Here is a 22956-nt window from a genome sequence, read left to right on the forward strand (position 1 = left end):
ACAAGAAAATGCCGAAGCGGACCAAGCTCGGTCTCGGTGCGCTCAGGCGGCCTGCGCGAGCAGACTCCGAATGTGCGATCAGCGATTGCCCGACGATAGGTGCCGACCCGTGTAGAGGACTGTACGCCAACCAGGGGGCGCCTGTTTGATTGCTTTCCTATTTAATTCCTGAGCAAGGGCGAGTTCATCGTGCACCGATTAGGTCATAGCTGACAACGCGACATCCACCCGAGCGGCGGTCAAGTTCAAGCAACCTCTCTCCATTAACGCTGAATTGGCGGATGCCAGACACCGGCTCAACGTCCGGGGAATTTGCAGGCACACCGTGCCGTGGTCAGCGCGCCTCCGATACTGATCAATCGGCGTGCGAAGATGCGTTGGTGTCAGGGAGTTCCGGCGCGGTCAATTCAGCGGCAAGGAGACGAAGCGCGTTTCGCCTTGCGCGTTGGTGATCAGGAACACCGCCGATCTGCGGCCCTGATCCTTGAGGGCCTTCATCCTGGCGGGAACGTCGCTGGGCTGGTTGACAGCTTCCTGGTTCATCTCGACGATCGTGTCGCCGGCCCGGATGTGCCGCTCGGCGGCGAGCGAATTTGGATCGACATCAATCACCGGCACGCCCTTCACGGCATCCTTGACGGCAGATCTCGTCCGGCTGGTGATGTCGAGGCTCGATAGTTCCATGCCAAGCACTGTCGGCATGGTCGCGCGCCGCGTGGTCGTGCGCTGCTCAGGCGCAGCCTCGCTGTCATCCGCGTTCAACCGAGCATTCAGCGCATAAGGTGCCACCGGAACGCCCGTCATCTCGTTATGCTTGTAAGACTGCTGGATTTCGTACCACCTGATAAGTGAGGTATCGAACAACCTTCGGGTGACGAGTGCAGGTACACCATTCCAGTCATGTTGCTTGTCGCCGTTCCGGTAGCCCATGTCCTCGTAGAACGCCTGGAGAACGGGACCGCACTTATACAGCAGCTTGTCTTCGAAACTCGGATTGGTCATGACCAAAAGGGCGAGTTGTCCGTAGAGGCCCTTTTCGCCATGCGAGAGGCGCTCCAGATTGGCCGAGGATTTTGACGCAACCTCCGCTTCGCCCTCGAGGCTGTTCCACTCTTTTTTGTCCAGGCCGAGCAACCATGGCATGCAGCGGGGTGCCTGCTCGTTCGTCATGCCCCATGCTTCCATCTGTCCAGTTCCGTTGAATGCCTGACCCGTCGGCCCTCCCTGTTCAGCGATCAATGCGGCGGACTCGACGCTTTCCTGCTCAGCAGGGACAAGCGCGGTATGCTCGAGTTCGAAGACCCGGCCGGGCAGGTTCGCCGCAGTCATGACCGCGACATACTCCGAACCGTCGCCGTTGACATAAAGGCGACCGCCCAACTGCCATCGCCATTTGTCGCGTGGCAACTGCAAAGCCTCTCCTCCGAAGAACGGATGGTTATCGGTCCTGAGGTCGTATACGGACGCCACTTGCATATGGAGCCTGATCTGATGGTCTGCGTCGACCATGGCCTGCCCAAGCCGCACGCCCATATATGTCGGCCCGTAGCCGTCCGGAGCCAGCATCTTCACGACTGGTTCGTCCGGGAAGTCAAAGTTCGGCGCGACCGGCTGCGGCAGGTGGGCGTTGCCGGGGCACGCTGCCCGGCGCTCCTCTGGAAAGCCCTTGCAGGCGCAGACAAAGTCAGCCCCGTCCAGATTGGCCGACAGATCCTCGAAGGAGCAGGCTTCGTTCGTGACGACGCGCATCATCTCAAAAGCGTTTTTCTCTTTCAGGCACGCTTCGAACTCTATCCAAAGCGCCTTGTGTGCGGCGACAAGCTTCGGGTCCGCGTCCGGCGGCGGAAAGTCGTGCAAGCTGGCATTGTTGAGGCCGCGAACCTGGCGGTAGCAGATCTCCACGGCGTCTGCCGCATCCTCTCTAATCCGATGGTCGCGGTATTTCCTTAGGCAGCCATCGACATCGGCGGCATCCCGGGAGGCGATCGTGCAGTAGTTGACGATGGTCCTATCCAGTTGGGCATCGAACTCCAAGAGCTCAGCCGGACGGTCGGGGGTGCCGAAGCCCCGCAGTCGATTTACGAAATCGCCAAAATCCTTTCCGGGCAGGTTGAGCGATTTCAGGGCGATCCCCTCTCCCTTTTTGATCGTGTTCCACTTTTCGACGGCCTCGTCCAACTCCTGCTCAAGGGCGGCGCGGTCTTCGCATTGTCCGCATCGATCCAGTATCGCGCGCAGAGACTGAATGCGGTCTTGGAGCTCGCCGGACGCTTGCAGGTAGTTGCCGACAGCTCTACCAGGCGCAAGCAGTTCACCTGAGTCAGGATCGCGTCCCGTGAACGACTGGGAGTGGACTGGGCCTGCAAAGAAGACGGCGGCCATGGCGAACAGCGCGGCCAACGACATCTTGGCCGACCAGCATCTATTCATGCGGTGTGCGAAGCCGCAATAAGCGGCGATGGCCCCGGCGAACGCGGAGAAAACACGGCTGCCCATGACATCCCTCTTCATCGCCACCGGTCCCAATTACGCTGTTGCCGGCGAGAACCTTCTCTTGGCGACGTCAACTTCGAACAGCCGTGCCGCACGGAGAACGAAATTCGAGAATCAAAGAGGATGATCGGATGGCGCGACGATGCGCAAGTCCGTCTTTTTGAGGAGGCGGCCTGACTTCTACCCGGACTTATGACGCGATCGCTCTACCGGTTGTAGCGGCGGCCAGGATCGTCAACGCCGCAGCTGTTTGAGCCGCCAGGCTGCCCGCGCGGGCCCTTGGGCGCTTCTCTCCACAGGCCGCAAGCACGGATGGGACGCTCAGCGGAACCATCGCCGCAGCCGAAACAAGCGTTTCAATGCTAAAAGAGCCTCGCCCTCCATCCCCCGGAGTGGATTTAAGTAATCGTAGCGGGAGCGGCCGGCGACGAAAATTCCAGCTTCGGCCGGATGATGCAGTTGGGAAGGAAAGCCTTTGAGAGAAAGTGCTCTTGAATTGACAGGAAACCCGCCATGGTCGGAATGTCGGCGACAGGGCAGTTAAGTGCCCGAATTGTCCGACATTCGCACGCTGGATAACAGGTAAGGTCAGACCGGCGACATCGCCTCCAGTCGAAGATTGGTTGCTAGTTTCGTTCTGGAATTGTGGGAATTTGGCGCGCCCGGCAGGATACAAACTATCTGATGGTCGCGAGCCAATTGGGTTTGCATTGTCCGCTTTTAGGGAGCGTCGACTAGAACCTGAACGCCCGACTTGAGGGCGCAACGCGGACGTCGCTAGAGGTGCAGACTCGATGCGAGCCTAAGCCAGAAATATCGTGACCCCGAAAGCATGGCTCATGGCTGTATGGCGTCCCGGGCGGACACGAGGCTGAAGCGGCCAGGGTCGATATCAGTCTGCCCGACTGCGATACCGCTCGTGCAGTGGTAGTCCGTGGCGGGCTCAGCCTTAGCTGCGCCGCCCGCAGGCCAATCCTATTCTTGGTCGTGAGATCGAGCGCGTCGCATCTCAGCCCGCACAGTTGATGTGCCGGTAAAAGGTCTCGACGGGTTCATCGACCGTGTCCACATCGAGGTATAGTGACCGCGGCAGCCTCATCCGAACGCGCTCCTCCAATATCAACGCCACGTCTGTCGCATCATCTGAATCCAAGCGGAGATCCGACTACACCCACAAGAAGCAGACCGGCGGCACGGGCCAGTTCGCTCGCGTCAAGTTCGTGATCGAGCCGAATGAAATCGGCGGTGGTTACGTCTTCGAGAACAAGATCATCGGCGGTGTGGTTCCGAAGGAATACATCCCGGGTGTCGAGAAGGGCCTCAACTCGGTCATGACCTCTGGTCCGATCGCCGGTTTCCCGGTTGTTGATATCAAGGTCGCTCTGATCGATGGCGCCTATCACGAAGTCGACTCGTAGGCGATCGCCTTCGAAATCGCTTCGCGTGCGGCTCTTCGTGAAGGTATCGAGAAGGCCAGCCCGGCCCTGCTCGAGCCCATCATGAAGGTCGAGGTCGTTTCGCCGGGGGAATATGTGGGTTCGGTCATCGGCGATCTGAATTCGCGCCGCGGCCAGATCCAGGGCCAGGACATGCGCGGCAACGCGAATGTCATCACCGCCTTCGTCCCGCTCGCCAACATGTTCTCTTATGTGAACACACGCCTTCACTGGCAGCAAACCGGGCGGACGTAGGTGTTGGCGAAGGTCAGCATACTGTCCTCCGGGATGAGACCGCGGCTCTTCAGCGCTTTCAATGTCTGCTCGCCAGCCTCTTTGCGGTCGAATGTTTGCTTGAGCGCTATGGCGAACCACCCATTGGCGGTGAGAAAGGCTTCTGCCGACACGGAAGAAGTCGCGACCATGGCCCGGGCCGCTTCGATGGTTCGGGCACTGCGGATCTGAATTCGGCGAAAGCCGGACAGCGCCGCATCGAATTGGTCCACCATAATCCAGGTGGCGTGAGCGTAGCCCGTGCTGCCGCTAGCGCGAACCAAATACCAGTCGCCCTCAACCGAAAGAATTTCGAGCGGGATGCCGTTCGCAAGCCGACGTCCGCTCCTAGCTCCAGGGTCAGGCCCGCGTTTGAGTTCGATGTAACCTTTGGGATGTTGCACACGACCCGATCGTGCCCTGGGGATGGCAAGGGACGACAGGGTCTGGGGTGCTGCTGATGTGCTGGGCCGTGGCGCGGTGACCGGGGTGGTCGTCGACGCCGACGAAGCGGCGATCGTGCTGTCCAGTCCAACGACGACCCGATATCTCTCCATCTCGCTAGATGAGAGATAGCGAATGTCATCGGAACCGTACTGTAGCGCCAGTTGCAGCAGCGACGGATCGACGCCCATCTCATTCATGTAGGCCATGATATCCGCTGTCAGCTGCTGGATTGACGACACGGCATCTTCGACTGGCATCGAGGAGGTGTCCGAAAAGGAGCTTCGGTGGACGCCGATCGATCCGGCCATCGCGAGCCGCGCCGCGCCGCCCATAAAGGCCAGAGCACAGGCCGACGCGCATTCGCTTGACCGGACCTGCACGGTAGAGAGGCCGTAGCGGCGGATGAGCCGGCCGAGATCCATCGCCTTGTATGGACTGCCACCCGGCGAGTCGAAAGTCACGAAACGCGCACGGCCTTGGCGCGCCAGCGCCTCGAAGGGCGCGAGGCTATCGGTGAACTCGATCTCTCCACTCACAACGATGAACGTGCCGGCGTCGAGCTCGCGTTCGTCAAAGGTTATGGCTGCCAGCGCGTGCCCTGCCATCGCGCACGTCAAGCCCAATGCGGCGAGCCCGCCCGTCCATGCCCTCACCATGAAGTCCCCCTGTCGAGCGACTATAGCTGCACAACGCTCGATCGGATCAAGGGCATCTCGAACTCAGCGTTAAGACGGCGCCAGCGAGGCGTCTGTCGATTGCCCGTTCGCACGGCCAGCGTCTATCGCCCCTCGACTTGAGGTTGCAGCTGCAACATGCTGATGCCGGGAGGCCGGCGAGTGGGGAAAGCATCAAGACTAGGATGGGTCTTAGCCATGGGCATCGGGTTGCTCTGGTTTGCGGGCCGGGAAAGTTCGCAGCCGCCGCCCGTCGAGCCATCATCGAAAACAGCGGCGCCGGCGATCGCGAAGGCCCCAATAAATCCTCCCGTCGCCAGCCCCGAATACGGGCCGTCCCAGCCAAATCGGCAGACGCCGGCCGTCCCGACTGAACGACTGTATGCGACGACGACTGCAAGGCTTCGCGCGGGACCTGGCACGTCGTTTCCGATCGTGGGACGCGTCACCCCGAACCACGTCGTTGACGCAACGGAAGCGAATGGAGACTGGCGCCGCGTGACGGTGGGAGGATTGAGCGGTTGGGTGCATGCCGGACTTCTGTCGGCGACAGTTGCCGGCTCGCCGCCCACGGCATTGGCGCAACCTCAAGGGTTTGTCGCACCCGCGCCGCCACGACAGCAACCTATCGCTCCGGTTCGTCGTGGCGGCGAGCCCATCCGCGGGCCGTACGTTGGCAGGTGCGATTGCCCCTACGATCTTATGCGTAACGGACGGATGTGTGGTGGCCGCAGCGCTTACAGTCGTCCGGGCGGCCGAAACCCCGTCTGTTACGAGTGACGCATCGACCGGTCACACGCGAGTGCTCGACTGCGTTGACCACTGGCGCGCCCATCGCAGCAGTCCCTTGATCAGCGTCAAGCCGAGCGCGCCGCACATGAAGCCGGCCAGGCTTTCGATGCTGGCTTGCGGGATCGCATGCGCCGACGGGACGTGCCACCAAGCGCTCGCTGCGAGGATCGCGTTGTGAAGCACAGGCCCGGCAGTCGGGCCGACGTAAACCGCCATCAACGCGCCGCCGATATATTCGACGACCCGCTCCCGCCAAGGCTTGTGAGGTGGAAAGATATTCGCGACGAATGCACCCGCTAGGCCGGCCAGAATCGCGGCAGCCTTGGCTATCATCAGCGCGAAGATCTCGTTCTGGTGGCTGCCGCCGCCCTGCCAATCTGCCATGTTGCGCTAGAACCTTTTGGCGGCGCGGCGGGCCCTGCCGGCCTCGCCTTCAATAGAGACTGAAGGGCGACTTTTTCGCGATCTGCGGCGCGGGCCGCAATCGAGGCAGGATGGTGTCGATAGTCGTTCCGGCCGAAGAGGTCTTTCCGAGATAGTCCTCGGGCGCGCTCAGCCCTGCATCGACCGCAAAGCCTCCAGCAAGGTTCAGGATGTCGCCGAACATCTTCGCGCCGTCACCAGCGCTGCTGGCGGCGTCGAGCTCGTAGGGCAGCACGGCGGAAGAGCCCTTCTTGAAGCCGCCGATCTGGCCGATCAGCGAGGCGTCGCGCGCCTGACCGCGCCCGGTCTCGCCGAGCAGATCGCCGAAGGCACGCAGCTGGCCGAGCGCGGCGCCCTGCGCGTCGGTGAACGCCTTGGCCTTGCCGCTCTGCTTCGCGTTCTCGGCCACCGTGATCCCGGACGCCGCAGGCATGATGCCTTGCGCCTGTTCCGCTGCGGCGGCCTGATTGCCGGCGTCCTGCGAAACCTTCTGTCCCTGGAAATAGTCGCCGAGCTGCTGGCCGCGCTGATCCTGCTGGCCGGAGAAGTCTTGATAGCGGTCCTGGCTCTTGACGTTCAGCGCCTGCGCTTCCTGGTCAAGGCCATTCTGCCGGATGCGCTCGGCGGCGAGGGCGTCATTGCGCGCGTTCTCGATCTTGCTCTGCGCGACGGAATTCGCCACGGCGGAACCGGCCGAGAGAGCAATGCCTGCGATGGTTAATGGATCACACGTTTTCAGGGCACTCCTCTGCTATTCGGTCAGTGCAGCCGGCCAACATTGACTGCACTTGCGCCGGGTAGCCCGAACACGCCGCCGCCGCGCTTCTTCATCTCTCGGCGATGGTGCAGCTCCTCAAGCGCGCCGCGCAGCCAAAGCATCTGATGGCCCAGGCCGATGATGCACTGCTCGCTGACAATATCGATGCTCGTCCGCGGCCCCGAATACAGCCGGAACAGGTGTGACGCCGCACCGATGGCGTCCACAATCTGGTCGTGCGGGAGATCGTCCGCGACGCCGTCAATGACAACGGGGATTGTCGCCCCGAGCGCCGTGACGACAGCATCAACGGTATCCCCCGCGAGCTCCGGGCCGGGCATATTCACGCAGGAGACGAGCGCATAGAACGCGTTCGCCATGGAACGCAGCGGCTCGTCTGCGTCCATGACCTGGCGAAATTCCTCGAGCGCGGCGTCGGCAAACTGGACGCGTGTCGCGGCCAAAGCACCGCGGGGTTCCGGGCTCAAGATTTGATCTCCATCGGCAGGTCGAGCGTCGCGATTGCGCGCTGGTCCGCTCGAGCGCTGATCTGATGCCGGTGCCAGGCGATCCCAACGGCGTATTTCGCGATGCGCACGTGATCCCAGAGATCATCGATACGGCCGGCCGATATCCGCGCCTCCGCGCCCGACGGACGGGCGTAATGGACAGCCAGTGACTGCATGGCTCGCAGTCCTTCGTCGCAAGCGTTTTGATCGAAGTCGAGGCCGTGGAGCTCGACGCCGACGCGCGCAGTGGTCAAACCCGCCAAGAGATCATCGCGTTGACGGCCTGAAATCCCGCCGAACAATTGGAATACCGGCCGCAGGTTTTCGAATGAGCGGAACGCCAAGTCTAATACCCACCCGACGTCATCCGCCTCATGCCTGTTGGCGATGCTTGCCAGATAGCCGCCGACGCGCGCGACGTTGATATCGAATTCGATCTCTGCCGCCGACGGCGGAGAAGGCGAAAAATCGTCGCCATCGTCGCTCAGATCTTCGGTCAGGTGTTTCTTCGCGAGCGCGCTCATGGTTCGCCCCATGCAAAAGTGTCGATAGTAAGCATATCCCAGCCGCGATCCGAAAGCAACTTTCAGTTTGATATTGACGAGAGCCGGCAAAGAGCGGAGCATCGACATACAAACGGCTTCGAACTGTATTACATAACGCTGCATTACACTCGACGCGTATTTGACATTATGTCAAAAAGTTACGGATTTCCGGATTTTTATACAGAGATCAGATGCCGGAGCAGCCACAGCGAGCGGAGTGTACCCAGGGGGGGGCGGCCGGGGCGTCGGCGTCAATGATGGCGGGCGAAAGTGGAGGACTACCGAGGATGCGAGCAGATCTGGAGACGAGCAGCCGCTGTGCAATGGCTGCGCTCGACGTGCTGAGCCGTGAGATCGGCCAGCTCAACCTGAGTGCCGAACAGGGGAAGCGGCTGGCCGTCCTGGCGCGCATGACGCGCGAGCACGTCGCTGATCTTTTGCAAAGCGGCGAACTGTCGACTGAGCCTCCAACCGTGGCCCTAGGCTCTGCTCGGGCCAGCTCGAGACCAGATAGCGTCTCGGTCCGCGGCAGCTTGGAGACCACGGCTAGCGAGGCATGGGCTGCCGCAGCGGAGCTGCGGCGCGCGACATCTCCGTCAAATCGTCAGGCCCTCCTCACCAGGCTTCACGACATAGCAGCGGGCGCAACGAACGACCGACTTCGGCGGCTGTGCCTGCAACCGCTGGCCTAGTCGCCGAGACTGACCTCCATATCCGACAGATTGTCTCTTTAGGGTATACCCCGGCGAGTCGCGGCGGCGAGACGCTTTTGATGTCTCATTAGGGTTGACTTGGGCATTCCGAGACGATATCGCTCTATGGTCTAGACCCAAACGAGACATCGGGGGAAGCCATGACGACATACGGATATGCCCGCGTGAGCACCACGGACCAGGACCTCGGCATTCAGGTTGAGGCCCTCCGCCTAGCCGGCTGTGAGTTGATCCGGGAGGAGAAGCGCAGCGGCACATCGATGGAGGGACGGCAGGAGCTTGAGACCCTCCTCGCCTTCATCCGCCCTGGGGACGTGCTCATGGTCACCCGTGTGGACCGCCTCGCTCGCAGCATCGGGGACCTTCAGGATATCGTCCGTACCCTGCGGTCCAAAGGCGCCGCCCTCAAGGCTACAGAACAACCGATCGATACCAGCACAGCGGCCGGGAAAGCTTTCCTCGATATGCTGGGGGTTTTTGCCGAGTTCGAGACCAATCTCCGCCGCGAGCGCCAGCTTGAAGGCATCGCTAAGGCGAAGGAGAAGGGCGTCTACAAGGGACGCACCCCCTCCATCGATCCCGAGCGGGTCCGTGCGATGAGGGCCGAGGGCAAGGGCGCCTCCGAGATTGCCATGGCCCTCGGGATCGGCCGTGCCAGCGTCTACAGGCTACTTGCCGAAGACAACTAGCGAAAGCCATCGACTGCACGCCCGCGCGGGTCGGATGCGCCTGAGCGCTACAATGGGGCTCAGGCGCTTAATGGCGTCACCTACAGGCGCGCCGCCAAGCCGTATAGCGGCAACATCTCCTCGTGCAGACACGCCATCGGGACTACCTACTGTGATGCGAGATTGTCGCGTATTGGCGTAATTTCGTCACGCATCCAATCGGCCATCTGGTTCAGCGGCACACGAAACGCCAGGCGCTCGCCGCCAGTACCATTGGGTTCTCTGTGATAGCCCATCTTATTCGCCGTAGCCCTTCCTTGACGCTCCCACAAGCGCAAGTACGCGGCGCGGTACGGTTCTAGTTCAGCTGGCGTCCCCTCGAAGATGAAATGCCCGAATTCAAGGCCCCCAACCCGAGTGCGGGCGATCGTTCCTGTCGTCATATCTGTAGCTCCAAATTGACCGCTTCCTACGGCGGCTGAGGTGTCCGGAGCTTAGGAAGCCTGCTACAGCGGCCCTCTACGTCTTTGGGCTAGCGCCTTGGACATACACGTAGAGGCTCCGAACGCACAGAGATACAAAATTGGATTAAGCCGCCTCCTAAGCGTGTATATCATCTATTTTATACTACGTAACTGTCAATAAATATTTTATCATTTCCGTCAATGGACAAAATGGACAGAATTGACAGATACAGGATTGCATTTTTTCTGTTATAGATCTGGATTTACTGTACTATCATTCAGGTGACTTAACCGGGGTTCCCTGCAATGAGTTATCTCACTCAAGAGGAAGTGGCTGAGCGCCTTCGCTGCTCGACAACGAAGGTGAAGCGCCTGCGTCTTTCAGGCCGGCTGCCCTTTATCAAAGGTCGGCCTGTCCTAATAGACGAAGCGGATCTGCTGACCTTCATCGCTTCAATGAAGGAAGGCGCCATCGCTCAGCCGGCAGCGCCGGGGAGTTACCAGGTGGAAGTGCCAGCTCGTGGCGGCGCATCGCCATCGGAGACCGGGGCGGCCAGAGCTCAGAGGTTGTGGCAACTTCGCCAGCTTCGCGCTCAGCATGGAAAGCGGTAAAGGCGTCGACCATGGAACGCGACATGGACGGTGCCGCCTTGCTACCCATTGAGGAAGTCGCCGCACGAATACGCCGCTCGGTACGCTCCACGATGAGCCTTTGCCAGCAGCGCCAGCTCGGCTACGTCGTGGGCACGCCTATAATAGTTCGCGAGGATCAGCTTTGGCTCTATCTGATCGAGACGAAGAATGTTCGCCCGGAGGCTTTTGGAGCGGAGCCGCATTCGGAGGGGGCCGCAAGTGCTCTCGCCGCGGCCCGGGCGAAGGTGATAGCCGACCGCCTTGCCGAGATTGAGTACGACGATGCGCGACGAGCGCGCATAACGGACGCCGCCCGCGAGCGGGCTTCGAAGCCCCGCCCGAAGGTGCGACGGCGGTAGTCGCACCCCTCTGGCCCTTGCGCGACTAGCCGAACACGCCAGGGTCGTCCTCATTGAGCGGTTCGTCCGACGGCTCATCGTCGAGCTCAGCGCTTCGGTCCCGCGCACGACGAAGACGCCCGAGGCGTCGCAGCTCGGCGTGCAACTCCGCGGGAGTCATTTCGCTGGGGTCCTTATTGACCGCCTCGGCGGCTGCGCGATCCCGTTGGTTCAACATGCCGGCGATCTCAAGCAAGGTACGCGCGGCCCCGCCCCGAGCCGCCGCGGGCGTTTTCTTGTCTCGGGCGAGATCAACCGCGGCCGAGTAAGCCACCCTCAGCCCTTCTGTTTGGGCGAGATGAGCTATCTCGGCACGGACGCGCGCAGTTTCCGCGTCGTCGAAGCTGGCATATGGGTCGTCATAGTCGATATCGTCGGTCATCCGAATACCCCTTTGTCTTCATCCTCGCGCGCTTCCAAAAGCGCTTGCAGTTCTGCAAGCCGCTCGGCGATAGCGATCTGCTCCGGACTTTTGGGCACCGGCGCCACCGGCGCATCCATCAGCGCGCGGAAGGACGCCGCGTCTCCGCGTTCCCGACGGGCGGTCGCGCGGGCCGCCGCCGATCCCGGCACATGGGCCTTTCTCCAAGCATCGTGCGCGGTTCGCTCTTCTGCGGTCATCGCACGCAGGCGCCTCTCTCGTTTCTTCGCTGCCCGATCGAGATCGCGGAGTTTCCTGTTGAGCTTGTCCATAGCATTGGGACTGCCGGGATCCGGCCACAGGGGTTTGTGCCAGCCCGCACCCTTGGGGGTCCGGCCGCCGTGATGGTAGCATTTGCCGTTAGCCATAGCGGCCTGCTTGCACTGGGCTCCGGTGTGCTTTGCGATTGCCGTGCACCGCGGCGCGGCCGCCCGCCTGGCATTGATCCGGCGAACGGATGCCCGCCCGATCTCTTTGAAACGGGCCGAAGTCGCCCAGGCCCTTTGACTGGGAGTTTGCGGCCGTCGGGGAGAGCGCTTTCTACCAGCCATTGGAAAATGCTCCCTTGAGGTATTGTTGACGAAGCGCCCGACAGACAAAATGTCCATGGCCTCTAACTGGTCTGTGGCCCCACGCGCCTCGGGGGCTGAGCCGACGCCTCCGGCCGGCGCAGCCGGGCTCACCCCGTAGGGGCGCACTTTGCAGCAGATTACTTTGCTGCAGCATAAGCCGTTGAAAACGTTGGGCTTTGCGGCACTTTGCAGCGCTTTGCGCGGCTGTTTTGCGCAAAGTACATTGAGCAAGTAAAATCAATGACTTAGCTCTCACTTTGCTGCGCTTTGCAGCAGATTTCCGCCACTTTGAGCAGCCGATCCGTCGCCACATCACGACAACGAGCCGCCCACTTCGCCCTCTTGCGCCGACAATTTGTCGTGGTCGATGACATAGCCGTAGACGTTGCGGCGGGAGGCGTCCTTCCCAACCACGTCGCTGCGTATCGCGCCGCGGGCCTCCAGCTGCAAAAAGGCCTTCCGAACGTCGTCCTCTGTGAACACGCCGAGATGGTTCGGGCAGCGCGACCGGAGGACGAGCCACGCCCTATGCGCGCTGTTTGGCGCGGTGGAGAGCTTGACGCCTTCGCATTCCGTGAGGGCAAACAGAACGGCCCGCTCCGTCGCGTCCTCTAGGTTGGGTACGCCTTGGCCTGTAGAAAGTGCCGAGGCGGTGGCGGGAGCGTTGCTGAACAGCACGTCGAACGCGCCCCGATGCCACCGGATCTTTAGCAGCCGGCCCTTGGGCCCGTAGTTAGCTTTCATGCCTTCGAGCTCGCGCACGTCGCCCGTGGCCGTGCCCTTCGGATACCGCAGATAGAGACGCGACCGCACGGAATTGTTCCAACCGGACGAGCCGGACGTTCCCTGACCGGATGCCATGCCGCTCAACGAAGGGTGCGCGAGGAGGATGACGGATCGCCCGGAGTTGCCGCTCAGTCCGCCAAGACACGTTTTCACGAATGCGTTGACCTGCATCCGGTTCTGCTCCTCGCCCGCGAACACGTCGGCCAGCGTGTCGAGGATGATGACGTCGGCTTTAAATTCCTCGGCGTCCCTGCGCAGCTGGTGCCAGATGGATTGCTTCTGCATCTTGCCCCCGTTGCGATCCCATACGGCGAGCACGTTGTCCTCCCTCTGACGACTGACGACCCGGAGATTGTCAGCGGTGTCCTCGTATCTGAGATTTAGGGCCTGTAGGATGCTGTTGTGCCGCCGGTGAACTTCGCCCTCGCTGTCCTCGCAGAAGAAGCCCATGACCCTGGCCTGACGGGTCTTCTGGCCAAGCCAATCGATCCCGGCCGCTGCACATATGGCGTACTGATGCATGACGAGCGACTTGCCTGTGGCGCCGTCACCGTACAGCGCGGTCACCTCGCCGCGCGGTATCAGGTCGGCGACCTCCCACTGACGGACAGGGACAGGGACGTCCCGCCACTTTTCAGGATTGATCCACCGGATCGCCTCGACCGGTGCGCCCTTGCCCTCGACGGGCCGCTGGTCCTCGTCCGGAAAGAGCGGCTCGTTGTCGGCCGGGTCGTCGAACCATGCCTCTATCTTCTTTCGCGCCTCGGCGCCGCTCCGTCCAATCCGCGCCCATGCACGGGCCACCTGGCGGGCGCCTCCGTTCGGGGCGTCGTCTTCCGGGTCGTAACTCCCCGATGCGACGACGGCGGGGTGTTCCCACTCGACCAGCTTGCGCGCGAAGTCCACAGCGGTGAAGTCGGCGGCCTCGGCCATCTGACGGGCGAGCGTGGCCACCCACCCGGAACCGCTGGTGTCCTTCGGCGCAACAGCCTTGTTGTGCCGCCACAAGCGCGCCAACCTGTCGTTGCTCCTACAGGCGGCGGCGAAGCGCGCATCCAGATCCTCGAATTCGGGCAAATCTTCCGGGCTGCAGCCGTCACGGCGTAGTGTCGTAGAACGATAGAGCCGCATTGCCTCGTTTTCAGCGGCTCTTGCGGCGTCTTCATCGCGCGTGTCTTGCCGATCGTCCGCGGCCGCCGGATAGGCGCGTCCGAGTTCGTCGACATCGACGCGGCGGTCTGTGCGCTGGAGCAACCGGACCGGGGCGTCCGTCCGCCCGTGTTCACGCTTCTTCTTTGCCGGATGATTGATCGAGCCCGGAAGACCGAAAATGCGGTTTATGTCATGGGTACTGTCGCCGCCGACGCTGCGGGCCAGGGCGCGACCTGTCGCCTCGACCACATCTTGCGCCGTCCGCGCGTTGAGCTTTTCGTTCAGCTTCCAGAGCGCATGGCGCCCGCCGCCGGAATGGACAAGCAGCGACGGCGGCAACACCCCGGAAAGAAGTCGCTCGACCCTCGTCTCGACGTCCGCCTCGGCCTCGCGCAGCGGCTTGCTCTTGTCCAGATCGATATCCGTCGCGATGACGCGGATCTTCGCTATGTCATCCTTGCGGAGCTTTGTTCCGTGCGCCCCGGCTTCTGGCTCGTTTAGCGAATAGAAGACATTCTGCCCGGCCGGAATGCTCCGGAGATAGTCGCGCACCTCACCCCATGAGTTTGGCGGGAACGTCCGGCCTAGGAAGTAGGATGCACCCGGTGGCTGATCCGGCGGCGCGTGGTCGAGGTGATGCCAGCCGTCCGGGTCGAGATGCTTCAGGAAGTCGACGGCAATGTCGGTGTCGATCCCATTGCCGGCCGGCGGCGCTGGAGGGGCCGGCGTTCGAGTATTGCCCCGCCTCGCGGCGAGGATATCGCCGAACGAGGCGCCTTGCTGCAGCCGGACCTCGGCTGTTATAGTGTCATTGCTCATTGATTGAGACCTCTTCGGCCGGTGCGCTCTTTGCGGGAGCGGCCGGCCGTTCCATTTCAGGTGTTGTCGACTACCAGACGAAGCTTTGGCTTGGCCCGCCGTGCCCGGGAACGGCGAGAGGCTTCGCGCTCCGCAATGAGCCTCTTGAGGCTGGAAAGCGTGACGCCCTGGCGGCTGCCATCCGCCGGCGCGAGCGATCCGCGGCGGCGATATTCCCGGATCCTTGAAACGGAAACGCCCGCCAGTTGCGCCGCCTCGGCGATCGATACGCCGCCGGCGGCCATTCCCTCTTTTTCGGTATTCATCGTACTGCGCCTCGCTGCTGGGTATCCAAGGATCAGAGGAGGCGGTCTGCGAAACAATGGCCCTTTACGAGCTCGGTTTCGCAGCCGTTGGCTCTTCGGCCCGCCGACGCACGTACAGCGATTGCAGAGCGGCGATGGCAGCCGCCAGAACCGCGTCGACAGCGGCTTCGCTATCTGTCCGAGCGTTCAGATCTTCGCTGAAGGTCTTCTGATAGAGCGTGAGGAACTCGCCAGTCCGGACGAGTTCGGTCGTCACGCTCTTCACGGACCGGATCGACCGCCGCTCATTGATGATGGCCCATAGCTGTTCAGTCACGCGCTGCTCATGCAGAGACGGGATGAGAAAAGCTCGTACGTGAGACATCGGCGAAGACGCGCTGAAATTGAGCCCCGACATCTGGAGCGCATTCTGGATCAGCAGGTGCCGAACCTTGTCATAGCTGATCCCGGCGCAGCCGGTCGGAATGCCCCGGCTAAGCAGCCTGGCGACATCGGAGCGATCCGGAGCCCCATGCGATAGCCAAGTCGCACTCACGACCTCGCGCACCGTCACTTTTCCCGGCTCATAGTCGGTTGGAGAAAGTCGCGGGCTGAGGTCATCCGTTTCGTCGAGAAAGAGTGCGCGGATGTTTGCGAGCAGGCCGCCCAAGTCATCGAGGAATTGTCTCATGGACGGGAGCTCGGTCACCGCGTCCGGCACACCGCTGGACGACAGATAGCTTTCAGCCATCATTCGCCGTAGCTCCGCCAGGCACTCGAAATGCCAGGATCGATGCTGGGCTTCGGCCTTCGCACGCGCCGCCGGCAGCGAGGCCACCGCCTCTGCCGTCGGCAACCGCTCTACCTGCTTGACGTAGTCCAGCGTCCAGCAGCTGAACCAGAGAAACGACCGATCGTCGATAGTGCGTTTGCTCATGGCGCTGCGCTCACGCGCTTGAGGGTACGCAATCGAGGAATGATCGCTAGGCCACGAGATCGCCGTTGACGCTGTGGTGCAGGGCAATGCGGGTTTCGAAAAGCTCTCTGGAGGCGAGCCTCCTCGGCGATCGGGCCGCAGTTCATGATCTAGCGCCTGCGCTCGTGGTCGACGCCCGTGCTAGAAGCGCGTCCAGATCAACAAACCGGACGAGGGTCCGGCCGCGGAGCCGCACGCGCGGAAGCGTCCCGTCGCGGAGAAGACGCCAAAGTGTTGGTTCGGAAACGCCAAGATACTCGGCGCCCTCACGGATTGGGCAAGCGCCAGCGCGTCCTGGCTGGCTCCGATTGGCTGCAATAGTCATCCCTATCTCCATTCGTGACATCACGTGATGGGAGTGAACAGGGATGGAAAGGAAGATAAAACGGGTCCGAATTAACTTCCTGAAGTTTCATCGATCGGATCGAACCAGAGCCGTGCGTACTTTTTCAAGGCATCCCGAACGCTCCGCGGGTTCATCGGTCGTGGCACCGGTCCGTAGCCCTCGATGCCTAGGCCGTAAAGAACGGCGGGAGCCTGCCTGATCGCCTCTTTCTCGCTTAACTCGCGGTCGTGCATGAGCTGCGTGACCACGTTATGTATTACTTTGATTCTGAGATCGTCGGGCGGCCGCCCTCGTCGCTTTTGAGACTGAGGCTTTCTCAACGAGAACATCCGGCTCAGAGCCAGGGCTGACGGTCCCGCCCGTTCAAAATCATCGATCAATGCGCTCGCGTCCACGTCGGTCAACGCCGCAAGTCCAGCAAGGAAGGCACGGTGGTCAACTATTGGAGAAGCCGGCGGCGCAGACGCCTGTACGGGAGCTGCCGTCGCTCGACGGCCAGCCAGCCACGCGGGGTCGCCCAACAAGTCGCCTAAGGTGGGCCGATCGGACGCCGGACTATCGAAGAGCGCCGCGAGGGCGACTGCAGCGTTCTGAGGCTCCGCGGGATCTTTGGTCATGTGCTCTCGACAACGAATTCGACAACGAAATGCCAAGAACCAGTCGGATGTGCCGTAAGCTATTGATTTTATTGGCGCGCCCTAGGGGAATCGAACCCCTGCTTTCGCCGTGAGAGGGCGACGTCCTGACCGCTAGACGAAGGGCGCGCGGGTCGCTTGCTCAGCGACGCTCGCGATATAGCGAACCGCTCGGCGCTTGGCAAGCGGCGCGCCGCGAATGTCGTGGAGAAGTCAGGGCGTCACGGGCAGCGGTGCGTTGGCGAGAACGGCCCGCCGCAGGACCTTGTTGGACGAAAGATCGATGACGACGATGCGGACCGCACCGCCCGCCTCGAAGGTCAGCGCCAGCAGACGGCCATCGAGCGCCGTCGAGAGAACGCGAGCACCAGCCGGCAGGACGCCGCCGATCATCGTCTCGCCGGCGACAGGCGCAAGCGCGGCCTTGTCTTGGCCAGGGCCAATCTTGTAGATGACGGCAGCGAGCACGGCGATCAGCCCCACCAGAAGCGTCGCGCTCGAAATGACGATCAGCCGCTTCAGGCGCTGGCGGATGCGCTCGACCGCCGGATCGAGCGGCGGCTCCTCGCGCTCGTCATCATCGAGCGAACGGGGCTGCAGCGGATGTGGGGCAGAAGAAGCGCGAACCATGGATGACTTTCCGGACAGCGGCGAGGACATCGTCGACCTCGTGGTCGAAGCCGAGGCAACCGGCCGGCGTCTCGACGCCTGGCTCGCCGCCCGCATCGAACGATTGAGCCGAAGCCGACTCAAGGCCCTGATCGAGGCAGGCCATGTCAGCGTCGGCGGCGCGACCATAGTCGAGGGCAAAAAGCCGGTCAATTCAGGCGACCATGTCCGCGTCACCATCCCCGAGGCGGAGCCGGCCGAACCCGAGGGCGAGGCGATCCCGCTCGACATCGTCTATGAGGACGAGGCGCTGGTCGTGATCGACAAACCAGCCGGCCTCGTCGTGCATCCCGCCGCCGGCAACTGGACCGGCACGCTCGTCAACGCCCTCATCGCCCATTGCGGGGCGAGCCTTTCCGGCATTGGCGGCGTACGTCGCCCGGGCATCGTCCACCGCCTCGACAAGGGCACGACGGGTTTGATGGTGGTCGCCAAGACCGACCGCGCCCATAAGGGCCTCGCCGCGCAATTCGCCGATCACGGCCGCAGCGGGCCGCTCGAGCGCGGCTACCAGGCCATTGTCTGGGGTGTGCCGTCCCTGCCCTACGGCCTCGTCGACGCGCCGCTCGGCCGCTCTCCGACGAGCCGGCAGAAGATGGCGATCGTCAAGCAGGGCGGCAAGCAGGCGATCACCCACTATACGGTCTCGGAGACCTTCGGCCCGGCCTCGGCTCCGATCGCCAGCCTGATCGATCTTCGTCTCGAGACGGGCCGCACGCACCAGATCCGCGTCCATATGGCAGCGCTCGGCCATCCGCTGATCGGCGACCAGGACTATGGCAAGGGCTTCCTGACCAAGGCAGGCCTGCTGCCTCAGCCGCTGCGCGCAGATGTCACGCATTTCCCGCGCCAGGCCTTGCATGCCTGGCTGCTCGGCTTTGAACATCCGGTCACGGGTGAGACGATGCATTTCGAGGCCGAACCGCCGGAGGATCTGGCCGGCCTCATCGCTGGCTTCGAAGCGCTCTAGGGTCCGCAACAAGGGGTCCCGCTTGCTCGCGGCGCAGTCTCGTCCTTGTGATCCCGCGCTGCGGGATGGCCCTGTTTTTGCTGGAATTCGCACCCATATATAGCCATGCGGGCCGTTATGGCCGCATTCGGCGTTGGCTGCTTGCGACGCCGTGAGAGGAAGGGGGTCTCAATGGCTGCCAGAGCAAGTTTGCCGGTCATCGCTTCGGGCGAGGCCGGACTATCGCGCTATCTCGATGAGATCAGGCGCTTTCCAATGTTGGCCCCGGACGAGGAATATATGCTCGCCAAGGCCTACAAGGAACATGATGACAGGAACGCCGCCCATCGTCTGGTGACGAGCCATCTGCGCCTCGTTGCCAAGATTGCCATGGGCTATCGCGGTTATGGGCTGCCGATTGGCGAGGTCATCTCCGAGGGCAATGTCGGCCTCATGCAGGCCGTCAAGCGGTTCGAGCCTGAAAAGGGCTTCCGTCTGGCGACTTATGCCATGTGGTGGATCAAGGCTTCGATCCAGGAATATATCCTGCGGTCGTGGAGCCTTGTGAAGATGGGCACCACGGCGAACCAGAAGCGGCTGTTCTTCAATCTCCGCAAGATGAAGAGCCAGATCCAGGCGCTCGACGAGGGCGACCTCAAGCCTGATCAGGTCCAGCAGATTGCGACCAAGCTCGGCGTCACCAACGAGGACGTCATCTCGATGAACCGCCGTCTCGGCGGCGACACCTCGCTGAACGCGCCGCTCCGCGCCGATGCCGAAGGCGGCGAGTGGCAGGATTGGCTCGTCGACGATAGCGAGAGCCAGGAGACGGTTCTTGCCAATCAGGAAGAGGCGAGCAACCGCCGCAAGCTGCTGAAGGACGCGATGGGCGTGCTCAATGATCGCGAGCGCCGCATCTTCGAAGCGCGCCGCCTCGCCGAGGAGCCGATCACGCTGGAGGAACTGTCGACCGAATTTGGCGTCAGCCGCGAGCGTGTGCGTCAGATCGAGGTCCGTGCCTTCGAGAAGGTCCAGAAGGCCGTCAAGCGCGGCGCACGCGAGCTTGAGCGTGGTCATTCCGATGACGATGAACTGGAACAGGCAAGTCTCTGAGGCACGGTTCTCAAGACGATCTCCGTAGCCGACTTCCAGTTCAATTCATCGAATCCTTGTCCTCACCATCGGAGTGATGACAACATCGTGATCGGCTGCCGGTCACATTACATCGTGCATCCGGCGCGATGATGAATAACCATCGGCTTGGGGCATTTGCTCAGCCGATGGTTCACCTATCGGATGAGCGTCAGTTTAAATCCGCTCTTACCAGATAGGAAAAAGGGTCAATGGCGCGCCCGCGTCGTCGCCTTATTGTCATCGCCGCACTCGACATGGTCGGCTATTCCGAGCTGGTTCAGCGCGATGAACTCGGCACGCTTCGTGAGATGCGTGCCATTTACAAGACGCTTGTCCGGCCCTCGCTGCCCAAATTCGGCGCGCAGATCATCAAGATGATGGGCGATGGCGGGCTCGTCGAGTTTCCGAGCGTTCTCGACGCCGTCGAGTGGTGCATGGGGTTTCAGCTCGCCATGGCCGAGCACAATACCGCTTCCGATCGGCCGCGCATCGAGGTCCGGGCCGCCATCGTCCTCGCCGATGTCATTCTTTCGGATGATGATCGCTTCGGCGCCGCGCTCGGCTTCGCCATGCGCCTCCAGGCGGCGGCGCCTCCCGGCGGGATCGCCATCACCCATTCGGTGCGTTGGCAGCTCTTGGGAGAGCCGGCATCGGCCTTCAAGGCGGTTGGGTTCCTGATGCTGCGCAGCGTGCCCTATCCGGTCGAAGCCTGGTTCTGGGTTCCGCCCGGACGAACTCTCCCCGACATCCAGCCGACGCAGAACCAGATGCTGACGCCAGGCGTGCTCGCTTTGCCGGGCCTTGCCGCGGAACCCCAGGAGGACCAGCGCCCCTTGGTGGCGATCCTTCCCTTCGGCGATCTCTCGCCGGACCACAGCTGCGCAAGCATTGCCGGCGGGGTGACAGAGGAGACAACGGCGACACTCGCCCATGTGCGCTCGATCCGCCTCATCGGCCGTCACTCTCTCGCCGGCGCGCCAGATATGCGCGCCCTCGCCCGCGATCTCGGTCTGCGCTATGTGGTCGAAGGCAGCGTACGCCGCGCCGCGAACCGCATCCGCATCACGGCGCAGCTGATCGAGGCCGAGACCGGCACGCATCTCTGGTCGGGCCGGACCGAAGGAACCTTTGACGATCCGTTCGCACTGCAGGACGAGGTGGCGACCACCATCGCCGGCGCCCTTCATCCGGCCATCCGCACGGCCGAGATCGACCGGGCCCGCCGCAAGAATAGCGACGCATTGCGGGCTCATGATCTCGTCCTCAAGGCAATGCCGCACTTCTGGGCCCATCGGCGCGAGGACAACGCGGCTGCCATCCGCCTGCTCGACGAGGCGCTCGCCACGGATCCGCGCTCGGGCCAGGCCTTGGGGCTCAAGGCCTGGTGCCTCAGCCAGGAGGTCACCTATCTCTGGTCGGACGACGTCGATCGCGACAAGCGACTGGCGCTCGCCCTCGCGCAGAAGGCGGCCGAGATCGCAGACCCGGATGCGCTCGTCCATGTGATGATCGGCGCGACCTTGTCCATCCTCATGGTCGACCAATCCGAGGCCCGCGTTCACATCGAGCGGGCTTTGGCGCTCGATCCGACCCTGGCATGGGCCTGGACGCGGCTCGGTTTCATCCAGGCCTATTCCGGCCAGCCGCGCGAGGGTCTGGCCAGTCTGCGCCGGGCCATCCTGCTCAGCCCCGAAGATCCGGTGCGCTTCAACGCCTATGCCGGCATGGCCACCTGTCTTTTCATGCTTGGCGACTATGCCGAAGCCGCCCGGGAGGCGCGCCAGGCCCTCGATGCACGGCCGGGCATGATCTGGGCCAATCGCCTCCTCGCCACCTCCGCAGCCCTCGCCGGCGACATGCCGCTGGCCCGGACCGCCATTGCCCGGCTGCTCCAGGAGCGACCGGGCATGACGCTCGCCGAAGTTCGGCGGGCCGTCCACAATCTGGGTGGCGCCGAAATGGAGCGCTATATGGAAGGCCTGCGCATCGCAGGTCTTCCGGAGGGGTGAGCCGCGCTCAGCGCGGCGCAATGGCGTAGCTTTCGACCGGCGGGATCGTGACGAGCAGGCCCTTGTCCTTCAGGAAAGCCGCGAACCGGTCGTAACGACCAGGGTCGAGCGCCGCAGGACGCTTGGCGAATCGCGGCAGCGTATCGGCATAGGCGGTTCGGTTCAGCTTGTCGTCGAGATCGGGATGCGCCTTGAGAAACAGCGCCAGCCCCTCCTCAGGATGATTGGTCAGGAAGATCGTCGCCTCTTCGACCGAGGCGATAAAGCGGGCCATGCGCGGGTCGGTGGCGAGGTCTTTTCGCGTCACATAGATGAGCTCGTCATAGGGCGGCACGCCATGCTCTTCCGGGAAGAAGGCAATGCCGGTCTTGCCTTCAAGCGCAAGCTGCGTCAGCTCGAAATTGCGATATCCGTCGATGACCGCGTCGACTTGGCCCGACATCAGCGCCGTTGTCAGGTTGAAATTGACATTGACCATCTCGACGTCCTTGGCAGTCAGCCCGGCGGAACCGAGGATGGCGCCGATATAGGCGTCCTGCAGGCTCGCGACCGAATAGCCGACCTTCTTGCCCTTGAGATCGGCCAGCGTCTTGATGGGGCCGTCCTTCAGCACGATCAGGCAGTTGAGCGGCGTCTCGACCAGAGTGCCGATGCGGACGAGTGGCAGGCCTTCCTTCACCTGCAGCATCAGATCGGGCTGGTAGGTGACGGCGATATCGGCCTGCCCGGCTGCGACGAGGCGCGGCGGAGCGCTTGCATCCGCCGGGGCGATCAACTCGACGTCGAGATCGTGCCGGGCGAAGAAACCGCCCTCCTTGGCCACGACCAGCGGCGCGTGATCGGGATTGACGAACCAGTCGAGCAACACGGTCATCTTGTCGGCGGCCATGGCCGGCATGACCGGCAGCGCGAGGGCAAGCGCCAGGGCAAGCATTGCGCGACGAAGTATCGGTCTCATCGAATTGTCCTTTTTGGGGGG

General features: G+C 62.6%; 22 protein-coding genes, 1 tRNA gene and 1 pseudogene. 8 read left to right on the forward strand and 16 right to left on the reverse strand.

The window, feature by feature from the left end:
• Positions 1 to 402: 402 nt before the first annotated feature.
• Positions 403 to 2511 (reverse strand): PDZ domain-containing protein, encoded by a 2109-nt coding sequence (locus tag LB518_RS10050; RefSeq protein WP_224576713.1) that lies wholly within the window; start codon positions 2509 to 2511, stop codon positions 403 to 405.
• Positions 2512 to 3608: 1097 nt separating this feature from the next.
• Here LB518_RS10050 and fusA point away from each other — a divergent pair.
• Positions 3609 to 4148: pseudogene (gene fusA, locus LB518_RS10055) on the forward strand (elongation factor G); the annotation flags it as partial.
• Positions 4149 to 4156: 8 nt separating this feature from the next.
• On the opposite strand, the gene LB518_RS10060 reads toward fusA, so the two are convergent.
• Positions 4157 to 5305 carry an SH3 domain-containing protein gene (locus LB518_RS10060; protein ID WP_224576714.1) on the reverse strand — a complete coding sequence of 383 codons (1149 nt, stop codon included), beginning with the start codon at positions 5303 to 5305 and terminating at the stop codon, positions 4157 to 4159.
• A 216-nt stretch (positions 5306 to 5521) separates the two neighbouring features.
• Between LB518_RS10060 and LB518_RS24830 the strand changes: the two genes are divergently transcribed.
• On the forward strand, positions 5522 to 6103 hold the full coding sequence (locus LB518_RS24830; protein ID WP_224576717.1) for an SH3 domain-containing protein: 582 nt from the start codon (positions 5522 to 5524) through the stop codon (positions 6101 to 6103).
• 12 nt (positions 6104 to 6115) lie between these two features.
• Here LB518_RS24830 and LB518_RS10070 read toward each other — a convergent pair whose 3' ends face one another.
• The 4 genes from LB518_RS10070 to LB518_RS10085 all read right to left on the reverse strand — a co-directional run bounded on the left by LB518_RS10070 (position 6116) and on the right by LB518_RS10085 (position 8328).
• Positions 6116 to 6499 (reverse strand): hypothetical protein, encoded by a 384-nt coding sequence (locus LB518_RS10070; RefSeq protein ID WP_224576719.1) that lies wholly within the window; start codon positions 6497 to 6499, stop codon positions 6116 to 6118.
• Positions 6500 to 6548: 49 nt separating this feature from the next.
• Complete coding sequence (locus tag LB518_RS10075) at positions 6549 to 7220, reverse strand: hypothetical protein (RefSeq protein ID WP_224576720.1); 672 nt, start codon at positions 7218 to 7220, stop codon at positions 6549 to 6551.
• 77 nt (positions 7221 to 7297) lie between these two features.
• Complete coding sequence (locus LB518_RS10080) at positions 7298 to 7783, reverse strand: hypothetical protein (protein ID WP_224576722.1); 486 nt, start codon at positions 7781 to 7783, stop codon at positions 7298 to 7300.
• Complete coding sequence (locus LB518_RS10085) at positions 7780 to 8328, reverse strand: hypothetical protein (protein WP_224576723.1); 549 nt, start codon at positions 8326 to 8328, stop codon at positions 7780 to 7782. Before LB518_RS10085 ends, LB518_RS10080 begins: the two co-directional genes overlap by 4 nt.
• Positions 8329 to 9202: 874 nt before the next feature.
• Between LB518_RS10085 and LB518_RS10090 the strand changes: the two genes are divergently transcribed.
• From LB518_RS10090 to LB518_RS10100, 3 genes are all read left to right on the forward strand, one after another.
• Positions 9203 to 9751 (forward strand): recombinase family protein, encoded by a 549-nt coding sequence (locus tag LB518_RS10090; RefSeq protein WP_224576725.1) that lies wholly within the window; start codon positions 9203 to 9205, stop codon positions 9749 to 9751.
• 749 nt (positions 9752 to 10500) lie between these two features.
• Positions 10501 to 10806 carry a helix-turn-helix domain-containing protein gene (locus LB518_RS10095; RefSeq protein WP_224576728.1) on the forward strand — a complete coding sequence of 102 codons (306 nt, stop codon included), beginning with the start codon at positions 10501 to 10503 and terminating at the stop codon, positions 10804 to 10806.
• Between the two features lie 11 nt (positions 10807 to 10817).
• Complete coding sequence (locus LB518_RS10100; RefSeq protein ID WP_224576730.1) at positions 10818 to 11186, forward strand: hypothetical protein; 369 nt, start codon at positions 10818 to 10820, stop codon at positions 11184 to 11186.
• Between the two features lie 25 nt (positions 11187 to 11211).
• On the opposite strand, the gene LB518_RS10105 is transcribed toward LB518_RS10100, so the two are convergent.
• The 9 genes from LB518_RS10105 to LB518_RS10145 form a co-directional block, all read right to left on the reverse strand.
• On the reverse strand, positions 11212 to 11607 hold the full coding sequence (locus tag LB518_RS10105) for a hypothetical protein (protein WP_224576732.1): 396 nt from the start codon (positions 11605 to 11607) through the stop codon (positions 11212 to 11214).
• Positions 11604 to 11918 carry a hypothetical protein gene (locus tag LB518_RS10110; RefSeq protein ID WP_224576733.1) on the reverse strand — a complete coding sequence of 105 codons (315 nt, stop codon included), beginning with the start codon at positions 11916 to 11918 and terminating at the stop codon, positions 11604 to 11606. Before LB518_RS10110 ends, LB518_RS10105 begins: the two co-directional genes overlap by 4 nt.
• Positions 11919 to 12530: 612 nt before the next feature.
• The gene (locus tag LB518_RS10115) at positions 12531 to 14975 is read right to left on the reverse strand and encodes an AAA family ATPase (protein WP_224576735.1); all 2445 of its coding nucleotides are present in this window, start codon (positions 14973 to 14975) and stop codon (positions 12531 to 12533) included.
• A gap of 56 nt (positions 14976 to 15031) precedes the next feature.
• Complete coding sequence (locus LB518_RS10120; RefSeq protein ID WP_224576737.1) at positions 15032 to 15259, reverse strand: MerR family transcriptional regulator; 228 nt, start codon at positions 15257 to 15259, stop codon at positions 15032 to 15034.
• 85 nt (positions 15260 to 15344) lie between these two features.
• Positions 15345 to 16196 (reverse strand): hypothetical protein, encoded by an 852-nt coding sequence (locus tag LB518_RS10125; RefSeq protein WP_224576739.1) that lies wholly within the window; start codon positions 16194 to 16196, stop codon positions 15345 to 15347.
• Between the two features lie 142 nt (positions 16197 to 16338).
• The gene (locus LB518_RS24835) at positions 16339 to 16581 is read right to left on the reverse strand and encodes a helix-turn-helix domain-containing protein (RefSeq protein WP_353619945.1); all 243 of its coding nucleotides are present in this window, start codon (positions 16579 to 16581) and stop codon (positions 16339 to 16341) included.
• Positions 16582 to 16631: 50 nt separating this feature from the next.
• Positions 16632 to 16985: a hypothetical protein gene (locus LB518_RS10135; protein WP_224576744.1), complete on the reverse strand. Its 354-nt coding sequence runs from the start codon at positions 16983 to 16985 to the stop codon at positions 16632 to 16634.
• Between the two features lie 285 nt (positions 16986 to 17270).
• A tRNA-Glu gene (locus LB518_RS10140) sits at positions 17271 to 17345 on the reverse strand.
• Positions 17346 to 17429: 84 nt separating this feature from the next.
• Positions 17430 to 17846, reverse strand: a complete 417-nt coding sequence (locus LB518_RS10145; RefSeq protein ID WP_224576747.1) for a fimbrial protein — start codon at positions 17844 to 17846, stop codon at positions 17430 to 17432.
• On the opposite strand from LB518_RS10145, the gene LB518_RS10150 reads away from it, so the two are divergent.
• From LB518_RS10150 to LB518_RS10160, 3 genes are all read left to right on the forward strand, one after another.
• Positions 17845 to 18855: an RluA family pseudouridine synthase gene (locus LB518_RS10150; protein WP_224576749.1), complete on the forward strand. Its 1011-nt coding sequence runs from the start codon at positions 17845 to 17847 to the stop codon at positions 18853 to 18855. The genes LB518_RS10145 and LB518_RS10150 overlap by 2 nt on opposite strands.
• 171 nt (positions 18856 to 19026) lie before the next feature.
• Positions 19027 to 19947, forward strand: a complete 921-nt coding sequence (gene rpoH, locus LB518_RS10155; RefSeq protein ID WP_224576751.1) for an RNA polymerase sigma factor RpoH — start codon at positions 19027 to 19029, stop codon at positions 19945 to 19947.
• A gap of 230 nt (positions 19948 to 20177) precedes the next feature.
• On the forward strand, positions 20178 to 21977 hold the full coding sequence (locus LB518_RS10160; protein ID WP_224576753.1) for a tetratricopeptide repeat protein: 1800 nt from the start codon (positions 20178 to 20180) through the stop codon (positions 21975 to 21977).
• A 7-nt stretch (positions 21978 to 21984) separates the two neighbouring features.
• On the opposite strand, the gene LB518_RS10165 is transcribed toward LB518_RS10160, so the two are convergent.
• Positions 21985 to 22935, reverse strand: a complete 951-nt coding sequence (locus LB518_RS10165) for an ABC transporter substrate-binding protein (protein ID WP_224576762.1) — start codon at positions 22933 to 22935, stop codon at positions 21985 to 21987.
• Positions 22936 to 22956: the final 21 nt, after the last annotated feature.

Source organism: Mesorhizobium sp. BR1-1-16, assembly GCF_020165495.1.
GTDB lineage: Bacteria > Pseudomonadota > Alphaproteobacteria > Rhizobiales > Kaistiaceae > Kaistia.